This is a genomic window from Flavobacteriales bacterium, from assembly GCA_021739695.1.
GTDB lineage: Bacteria > Bacteroidota > Bacteroidia > UBA10329 > UBA10329 > UBA10329.
Genome location: JAIPBM010000053.1, coordinates 1 through 8,007 on the forward strand (window position 1 = coordinate 1; position 8,007 = coordinate 8,007).

The 8,007-nt window shown below is 46.0% G+C and carries 7 protein-coding genes; 6 read left to right on the plus strand and 1 reads right to left on the minus strand.

Annotated elements, in window-relative coordinates; translation table 11 throughout:
- Nucleotides 1-151 precede the first annotated feature (151 nt).
- A complete protein-coding gene (locus tag K9J17_18520; protein ID MCF8278728.1) occupies nucleotides 152-367 on the minus strand; it encodes a hypothetical protein in 216 nt (71 codons plus the stop codon).
- 289 nt (nucleotides 368-656) lie between these two features.
- Here K9J17_18520 and K9J17_18525 point away from each other — a divergent pair, with 289 nt between their 5' ends.
- The 6 genes from K9J17_18525 (at nucleotide 657) to K9J17_18550 (ending at nucleotide 7,497) form a co-directional block, all read left to right on the plus strand.
- The gene (locus K9J17_18525; GenBank protein ID MCF8278729.1) at nucleotides 657-1,490 is read left to right on the plus strand and encodes a hypothetical protein; all 834 of its coding nucleotides are present in this window, start codon (nucleotides 657-659) and stop codon (nucleotides 1,488-1,490) included.
- Nucleotides 1,491-1,513: 23 nt separating this feature from the next.
- Nucleotides 1,514-3,607 (plus strand): helix-hairpin-helix domain-containing protein, encoded by a 2,094-nt coding sequence (locus K9J17_18530; protein MCF8278730.1) that lies wholly within the window; start codon nucleotides 1,514-1,516, stop codon nucleotides 3,605-3,607.
- Between the two features lie 68 nt (nucleotides 3,608-3,675).
- Nucleotides 3,676-6,729 carry a leucine--tRNA ligase gene (locus tag K9J17_18535; protein ID MCF8278731.1) on the plus strand — a complete coding sequence of 1,018 codons (3,054 nt, stop codon included), beginning with the start codon at nucleotides 3,676-3,678 and terminating at the stop codon, nucleotides 6,727-6,729.
- Between the two features lie 25 nt (nucleotides 6,730-6,754).
- Nucleotides 6,755-6,976, plus strand: a complete 222-nt coding sequence (locus K9J17_18540; protein ID MCF8278732.1) for a DUF433 domain-containing protein — start codon at nucleotides 6,755-6,757, stop codon at nucleotides 6,974-6,976.
- Entirely contained in the window at nucleotides 6,973-7,320 is a 348-nt protein-coding gene (locus K9J17_18545) for a DUF5615 family PIN-like protein (protein ID MCF8278733.1), read from the plus strand. The genes K9J17_18540 and K9J17_18545 overlap by 4 nt, the downstream gene beginning before the upstream one ends.
- The gene (locus K9J17_18550; GenBank protein MCF8278734.1) at nucleotides 7,321-7,497 is read left to right on the plus strand and encodes a hypothetical protein; all 177 of its coding nucleotides are present in this window, start codon (nucleotides 7,321-7,323) and stop codon (nucleotides 7,495-7,497) included.
- Nucleotides 7,498-8,007: the final 510 nt, after the last annotated feature.

Consider the following 8,007-nt stretch of genomic DNA (forward strand, 5'->3'; position numbering starts at 1 on the left):
AAGAAATGGACAAGACCACTTAACGGATGGAACCTTACAATGTCACAGATGATGATCATATTTGAAAACCGATTGACACAACCCTGAAGGTTGGCCGCGGCCAACCTTCAGGGTTGACACAGTTCGTTGAACAGACCCCCACACCACAACTTCAGAACACACATGTAGTACAGTACGATTCAACATCAGAACAGGAGAGATCAACAGTACTACATACCGGTTCAACAGTAGAAGTGTTGAATCCAACAGTAGAACTGTTGAGATCAACAGCAGTACAGTTCAATCCAACAGCAGCACATTTCATTTCAATAGTTGAACTGTATAATTCGACTTTAGCAGTGTAGAATCCGACAGTAATACATTTCATTCCGACAGTTGAACTGTAGAATCCAACAGTAGCACATTTCATTTCTACAGTTGTACTGTTGATCCCTAAAGTTGAACATGACAGCACCGCTGTTCCGAAGGTTGAATCTATAGCAAGAGCATGTGCCTGTTCCGTTCTTCCGAAATGCTGTTGGCAGATAAAGTGCGTGCCAACAGTTTATGCGGATTAATAACAAGCAAAGCAAGGGATGAAGGGAGTGAACGGTTAACCCAACTTTAACTTCCACGGTAAATCAATAGTTGTAAATTCGGCAGTGTCAAGTTGCTGCATGAAACGACTTTTATTTGCTACCGTTCTCGTTGTTTTTTCCGTTGCGGCCAACGCACAGACCAGCGATTTCCCCATTGGAGCTCGTTCTGCCGGCATGGCCAATGCAAGTGTGGCACTGACAGATATTTGGGCCGTTCATCACAATCAGGCGGCACTTGTTGGACTTGAACAGGCCGGTGTGGCCGTTTATTACGAGAATCGATTCCTGCTTTCTGAAATGAACTTGCAGGGCGCAACGGCCGTATTGCCAACGCAACGTTTAGGTGTTTTTGGCCTCAGTTACTCTCGGTTCGGAAACAAACTTTATAACCAAAGTCGCTACGGTTTATCGTACGGGAAAAAGCTTTTCAAATTCCTTTCGGTTGGTTTACAGTTGAGTTACTTGAATACCACCATTGCTGAGAATTACGGTAGCCGCCACAGTTTTATTGCCGAAATAGGATTGCTCTCTCAGGTCACGTCAAGGCTCCGCATCGGATTTCATGCCTTCAATCTTACCAGAACCAAATTAGCTGATGCGTATGATGAGCGTGTGCCGATGAATTTCCGATTAGGCGCTCAATACGATTTCTCGCAAAAGGTGCGAATTGCTGTTGAAGCCGAAAAAGACCTCGAACTACCAGCCGTTTTCAAAATGGGCATCGAGTATTATCCTGCCAAGATCTTTGCCATCCGCGTGGGAATCGGAACACAGCCTTTCCATGCGGATTTCGGTCTTGGATTGAACATGAAAAACCTTCATTTCGATATTGCCGGCTCCATTCATCCGGTGCTTGGATTCTCGCCAAAAGCTTCGTTGGCCTACCGCTTCAATACGTTCAAGAAAAAGTGAGGTCTGCGGTATCATATGGTTTGATGACGATGCTCCTTCTTGGGAGCATTTTTGCCTCAGCACAGAACAGCGAAATTGATGTGGATGCCGATGAGGATCAGCTCATTCAGCGAAGAATTGAAACCATTGCAGAGCAACTTGGCGAAGGTGATGCCTCCATCGACTTCAACACCCTTTTGGATGATCTGATGTACTATGCAGAACATCAGGTAAACCTAAACAACGCCAAAGCCAGTGATCTGGAGCAATTGCCGATGTTGGATGATATTGCCATTGCCAACCTTTTGAGCCACATCAAGGACAATGGAAAGCTGCTCAACATTTACGAATTGCAAGCTGTGAATGGCTTCACGATACCGCTCATTCGCCAGATTGAACCATTCGTGAAAGTTTCTGACGACCCTGACGCAACTTCCTTCTCTTTCAAAGAAATGATGAAAGATGGATCACACGAATTGGTGCTGCGGTATCAACAGGTTCTGGAACCTCAGGTTGGTTATTCCGACATTTCGGACAGTGCATTGGCGGCAAGTCCTAACAGCAGATATCTCGGTTCATCGCAGAAATATTATGCGCGCTACCGATTCAAATACTCGAACAGGGTCAGTTGGGGATTGACGATGGAAAAAGATGCTGGTGAGGAGTTTTTCAAAGGCAGCATGAAACAAGGATTCGATTTCTACAGCGGACATCTTTTCATCAAGGATATAGGAGTTGTGAAATCAGCCGCATTAGGCGATTTTCAAGCTCAGTTCGGTCAAGGACTTGTGTTTTGGAGCGGCTTGGCCTTCGGTAAATCTTCGGATGGTATCAGTATCAAACGGAATGCGGTAGGACTAAAACCTTACACATCGGTGGATGAAAATCGGTTCTTGCGCGGAGGCGGAACCACCTTGCAATTCGGGAAATTTGAAGTGACTGCTTTCGGTTCATACAAATTGCTTGATGCCAACGTTTCGGCCACAACCGACACGCTGACCGAAGAAGAAGAAAATGTCAGTTCTGTTTTCAGTAGCGGATTTCACAGAACTCCTGGCGAACTACTCGACCGTCAATCGATAAGCGAAGCCATCTATGGTGGTAACGTGAGTTATAAAGGAAGGCGCCTATCCATTGGGGTTACGGCCGTTGGCTACCAATATTCTAACAGCATCAAACGCAGCGATGAGCTCTACAACATCTTTGAGTTTTCTGGCAAACAGAACAGCAATTATGGGCTTGATTACAGTTACATCTGGAAGAACTTTCACTTTTTCGGGGAATTCGCACTCAGTCAGAATCTGGGTTTTGCTACCATAAATGGTGTCTTTATGACCCTCGACCCAAGGATCACCATTACGGCAATGGTGCGCCATCTGCAACCGAAATACCAAGCCTTGTACGCCAATCCGGTGACGGAGAATTCGAGAAACAACAACGAGACCGGCTATTACCTCGGATTCAACGTCAATCCATTCCCCAATTGGTTCATAAAAGGGTTTTTCGATGTTTTCAGATTTCCGTGGCTCCGCTATCAGGTCAATGGTCCATCATTCGGATACCAGACCATCGGGCAACTTGTTTATCGCCCTTCAAAAACATTGGAGATCTATTTCCGATTCCGCCAGAAAAACAAACAGCTCAACGAGTCATCTGCCTACCGCGAAGGTCCTATTACGAGTATCGAAGATGAACTGAGAACAAATTATCGGGTCAATATCAGCTACAATCTGAGCAAATCCGTCAAACTTTCGAGCAGAATAGAATATGCGCGTTACAAACGCGGAAATCAAGATGTAGAGCAAGGATTCATGATCTACCAAGATGTCAATTACAGCCCAATGAGTTTCCCGCTGTCCTTCAGCGCACGCTTGGTCTATTTCGACACGGATGGTTACAATTCGCGCATTTATGCCTACGAAAATGATGTGCTCTACGCCTACTCGTTCCCTTCTTATTACTACCGAGGAATGAAAGCATACCTCGTGCTTCGCTACAACATTTACAAGAACATTGATGCGTGGGTGCGGGTTTCCAACATATTCTATAGTAATCGGGATTTTGTTGGTTCTGGATTGGAGCAAACCTATGGCAAGCACCGAACCGACCTGAAGGTGCAATTACGTTTCACGTTTTAGTTCCGACCAATTGAACTTCAATAACTGTTGCCCGAAGCTTAACTTCGCGGCTCGAAAAAATCATAGGCATGCAGTATCATCCAGAGAAGATTGAGAAGAAGTGGCAACAGTATTGGGCCGAGAAGAAAACTTTCCGTGCTCACCTCCCCCAAGGGGAGGGTCAGGGAGGGGTAAAACCGCCCTTCTACGTATTGGATATGTTCCCATATCCTTCGGGAGCAGGATTGCATGTCGGTCATCCGCTAGGGTATATTGCCTCCGACATTTATGCCCGATACAAACGCTTAAAAGGCTTCAACGTGCTGCATCCGATGGGATATGATTCGTTCGGATTGCCGGCTGAGCAATATGCCATTCAAACAGGGACGCATCCTGCTATCACCACGGTTGCCAACATCAATACCTTCCGTAGGCAGATGGACAACATCGGTTTCAGTTTCGATTGGGACAGAGAGGTGCGAACTTCTGATCCATCCTACTACAAATGGACACAATGGATCTTCCTGCAATTGTTTGATGCGTGGTACGATAACGCTGCCGATAAGGCCCGTCCGATTGCTGGTCTGATTGAGGAATTCAAGAAGAACGGTAACTCAGAGGTGAACGCGCATTGCGATGAAACGCCTTTGTTTTCTGCGGATGAATGGAACCGTTGGGATGAAGCAAAACAGCAGATCACTCTTCTCAACTACCGCATAGCTTATCTGAGTGAAGCATACGTCAATTGGTGTCCGCAATTGGGAACCGTTCTCGCCAATGATGAAGTGAAAGATGGCGTTTCTGAGCGTGGCGGTTATCCCGTGGAGCGCAAGCTGATGAAGCAATGGAGTATGCGCATCACGGCATATTCTCAGCGTCTGATTGATGGACTGCAAGACATTGACTGGAGCGAAAGCCTTAAGGAACAGCAGCGCAATTGGATAGGGAGAAGTGAGGGAGCTTCAATACAGTTCAAGGTTCAAGGTTCAGAGTTCAAGGTGGAAGTATTTACAACCCGCCCCGATACCATTTTCGGAGTGTCATTCATGACGCTTGCGCCAGAGCACGAACTGGTTTCTCAGATTACAACTCCTGAGCAAAAAGCAGAAATTGAAGCCTACATCGCGAAAGCCAAAGCGCGTTCGGACAGAGAACGAATGGCCGATGTGAAGACCATTTCGGGTGCGTTCACTGGCGCTTATGCCGAACATCCTTTCACGGGAAATCCAATCCCCATTTGGATAGGCGATTACGTATTGGCCGGTTACGGAACAGGTGCCGTGATGGCCGTTCCGAGTGGTGACCAGCGCGATTGGAGTTTCGCCAAGCATTTCGGTATCCCCATTCCGGCAGTGATTGAGGGAAGTAACTTGGAAGAAGAAGCCAACGAAAGCAAAGATGGCATTCTGATGAACTCCGATTTCCTGAACGGAATGAAGGTGAAAGATGCCATTAAAGCGTCTATCGCGAAGCTGGAAGAAATGGGCATTGGCAAAGGAAAGATCAATTACCGACAGCGAGATGCGGTCTTCGGCCGTCAGCGTTATTGGGGCGAACCGATTCCTATTTATTACAAGGACGGCATCCCGTATCCTGTGAAGGAAGAGCATTTGCCGCTTACTCTGCCAGAAATTGACGAATATCTGCCTACCGAGACAGGAGAACCACCTTTGGCACGCGCTAAGGGTTGGGGTTACGACCCAGAACGCGGAGCTATTCACGATTCCCTTCCCTCTGGGGAGGGTCAGGGTGGGGTTGTTTACCCGATTGAACTAAGCACCATGCCAGGTTGGGCGGGAAGTAGCTGGTACTATCTGCGCTACATGGACCCGAAAAATGACCAAGAATTCTGCAGTAAGGAAGCCATTGAATATTGGGGAAATGTGAATTACTACGCTGGTGGGGCGGAGCACGCCACAGGCCATTTGCTCTATGTGCGCTTCTGGACCAAATTCCTGAAAGACCTTGGTTACCTACCTTTTGATGAACCTGCCAAGAAGTTGGTGAATCAGGGGATGATTCAGGGGGTTTCCGAAATCGTTTGGGTTGATAAAGAAGTCACCACAAACGCTTCTATAATGGAAGAAAAGAAGGTAAGCAACTTTCAATTCATATCATCTCTAAAAACGGATGTTTCTCTGAGTCAATCCGTAAAACGGGTGATGAGCGCTGATACATACCAAGAAATCTGTGAGAGCTACAAAAAAGATAATGATTGGGCAGGTCTAAAGAGATTTCAAGACCGTTTTATTACCAGAAATTTCCCTATTCAATTTGTTGAAAATGGAAAAATCAATTTTGAGAAACTGGCGAACTCAGATTACAAAAAGGACTATTTGGGATGTTTGTTTGATTCGGATAATTCATCAATTATCATCACTTCTGAAGGAGCTGTGGAACCGATAAGCAGAAATATGCCAAGTGCATCGGAAGCCGTATTCAAAACCTTTCAGGAGGTCGAAAAAATGTCCAAATCCAAGTGGAATGTCGTCAATCCAGATGAAGTGATCGACCGCTACGGAGCCGACACCCTTCGCCTTTACGAAATGTTCTTGGGGCCATTGGAAGATGCCAAGCCATGGAATACCAACGGTATTGAAGGCGTTTCGCGTTTCCTAAAGAAGTTCTGGAACATGTTCCATGACGGAGACAGCTTCGTTGTTTCGGAAGAAGAACCAACCAAAAAGGAACTGAAAGCGCTTCATGCTACCATCAAAAAGGTGCAGGAAGACATTGAGCGTTTATCATTCAACACCTGCGTGAGCCAATTCATGATCTGCGTGAATGAACTGAATGACCTCAAGTGCAACAAGCGCGCAATCTTGGAGCCATTTACTATCGTGATTTCTACCTACGCACCGCACATGGCGGAGGAGATCTGGTCGCTACTCGGTCACAACGAAAGCATCACGTTTGCTGAATATCCAGCCTTTAACGAAAGCTACTTAGTAGAAGACAACATCTCCTACCCTATCAGCTTCAACGGAAAAACGCGCCTCAACCTCGAACTTCCTGCAACTATGGGCAAGGATGAAGTGGAGCAGTACGTGCTTGCCAATGCAGAAGTGATTGAACGCTTGGAAGGCGGCACACCCAAAAAGGTCATCGTGGTGCCTGGAAGGATTGTGAATATTGTGGTTTGAACATGAAATTATCGACCTTTATGTCATGAAACTCTCTGATTACATAGAGATTGACCCAACCAAGCGCTTCGGAAAACCTATTCTGAAAGGTACGCGCATTACTGTAGGCGATGTGCTTAATTGGCTCGGAAACGGTATGAGTAAGGAAGACATCATTGGTGATTTTCCTGAACTGAATGAAAAGCAGATACAGGCCTGTCTGCTATTCGCGGCATCCCGCGAAAATCAGCTAGGGATTGCCTCGTGAAACTTCTGTTTGACCAGAACATTTCGTTTCGGCTGGTGTCGAAGATCAAAGATGTTTTTCCGAACGTTGAGCAGGTTCGAAAACTCGGGTTGGAAGACTCCTCTGATGAAGAAATATGGCGGTTCTCCAAAGAAAACGGCTATACCATTATCACTTTTGATAGCGATTTCTACGACCTATCCGTGGTTTGGGGTCTGCCCCCAAAGATTGTTTGGATCAGAACTGGAAACCTAGTGCTTACGGAAATTGAAAGGTTGCTCAGAACCCATGCCGAAAACATTGAACGATTCGTTGGGCAATCGGAATTAGCGTGTCTCGAAATTATCGGCAAACCCAATAGTTGAATGAATTACTACTCCCAAGAAACCGAGCGCTTCAACCTCGAACTTCCTGCAACGATGGGCAAGGATGAAGTGGAGCAGTACGTGCTAGCCAACGAAGACGTGATCGAACGCTTGGAAGGTGCCGCACCCAAAAAGGTGATTGTGGTGCCTGGAAGGATTGTGAATATTGTGGTTTGAGTTAAATCTCTCAAGAATGTACTGGGCTGGAATGTGTTCGGCAAACCGATGTGCAAGCTCAACTTAAGCTAATGAGGTACTGAACTAAGCTAACGAGGTACTGAACTAAGCTAATGAGGTACTGAACTAAACTAATGAGGTACTGAACTAAGCTAATGAGGTACTGAACTAAGCTAACGAGGTACTGAACTAAGCTAATGAGGTACTGAACTAAACTAATGAGGTACTGAACTAAGCTAACGAGGTACTGAACTAAGCTAATGAGGTACTGAACTAAGCTAATGAGGTACTAAGTTAAGCTAACGAGGTACTGAACTAAGCTAATGAGGTACTAAGCTAAGCTAATGTTAATCTCAACTTAATGTTATCTGGGGTCTGTTCAACGAACTGTGTCAACCCTGAAGGTTGGCCGCGGCCAACCTTCAGGGTTGTGTCAATCGGTTTTCAAATATGATCATCATCTGTGACATTGTAAGGTTCCATCCGTTAAGTGGTCTTGTCCAGTTCTTT

Coding starts and splice junctions, on each gene's coding strand:
- K9J17_18520 (MCF8278728.1), bottom strand. CDS start 367: ATGAAATGTATTACTGTCGGATTCTACACTGCTAAAGTCGAATTATAC.
- K9J17_18525 (MCF8278729.1), top strand. CDS start 657: ATGAAACGACTTTTATTTGCTACCGTTCTCGTTGTTTTTTCCGTTGCG.
- K9J17_18530 (MCF8278730.1), top strand. CDS start 1,514: ATGACGATGCTCCTTCTTGGGAGCATTTTTGCCTCAGCACAGAACAGC.
- K9J17_18535 (MCF8278731.1), top strand. CDS start 3,676: ATGCAGTATCATCCAGAGAAGATTGAGAAGAAGTGGCAACAGTATTGG.
- K9J17_18540 (MCF8278732.1), top strand. CDS start 6,755: ATGAAACTCTCTGATTACATAGAGATTGACCCAACCAAGCGCTTCGGA.
- K9J17_18550 (MCF8278734.1), top strand. CDS start 7,321: ATGAATTACTACTCCCAAGAAACCGAGCGCTTCAACCTCGAACTTCCT.